1 protein-coding gene and 1 pseudogene are annotated in these 846 nt (G+C 61.1%); one reads left to right on the top strand and one right to left on the bottom strand.

Translation table 11 applies throughout. From position 1 onward, the window contains the following. A partial coding sequence (locus NKJ94_RS37745; RefSeq protein WP_502904254.1) for a hypothetical protein occupies nucleotides 1-291 on the bottom strand: 291 nt, incomplete at its 3' end. Nucleotides 292-462: 171 nt separating this feature from the next. Between NKJ94_RS37745 and NKJ94_RS37740 the strand changes: the two are divergent. Beyond that, nucleotides 463-846 (top strand): annotated as a pseudogene (locus tag NKJ94_RS37740) (hypothetical protein); the annotation flags it as partial.

The raw sequence follows: 846 nt of genomic DNA, 5'->3' as shown, positions 1-846 counted from the left end.
GAGCGCACAAGCTGGTTCGTGCCGGGAAAGACTGCCGCGCGGCGCATCCAGCGCTGGCTTGCGCAAGAGGCGGATCTGCGAGTAGCACACGATGACGGCAAGGGACGAGACGCCTTCGCCTTCGATCCCCTGTCGAGCCGGTATCTGGAAGTCGCGGACGACCTGCGCATCCGCACGCCATATTCGCGGACGGTTCTCGAAGAACTGCGAGCCGTTCCATGGGCGAGCTGGGACGACGAACTGCGGGCCTGGAGGGTGCCTTTCCGCTCCTACGAGGAGTTGAGGCGCCATTGGCCAAGTATCGAAAGGGCCGCACGCCGCGCAGAACCGGAGGAGAGGAAACGGCGACGGGAAGCGTCCAAAGACTCCGAGGAATATAAAGCCGCCAGATTGCGGTATGCCGAACGCAGGCGACGTCGCTATCCACTGCCCCCTGACGATTTACCCCAGCTTGGCCGTGCCATGGCAACGGAGCAATACGGCATCGTGGTCTTCACCGAGATTTCGGGCGAACTCGTCGACGCCTCGGAGCTAGCAGCGTTCTATCAGCATTTGATCGAGGCGAACGTCGACTATGTCTGGGGCAGATGGCGTCCGGCGACATTGACTGAATTGATTAGAACATGGCCCGCTCGGCGTGCTGCCGGGTTAACGGAACGGCAGCGAGGCTGGTGGCAACCAACGCTGCCCGAGCTCAGGATAGCTCGCCAAAAAGCTCGAAGCCTGGCCCCGAAGAAGGGCAAGGCTTGGACCGCTTCCAGCGTCTGTCCGGTTGCTCTGGTGTTGAAATGTCAACCGATCGGAACCTTCCATGTGCAGCAATTGCGAACACCATATGAGCTGGCT

Source organism: Mesorhizobium sp. M0060, assembly GCF_040323155.1.
GTDB lineage: Bacteria > Pseudomonadota > Alphaproteobacteria > Rhizobiales > Rhizobiaceae > Mesorhizobium.
The sequence above is the reverse complement of the archived record's forward strand: the minus strand, read 5'-3'. Positions and strand labels throughout refer to the sequence as shown.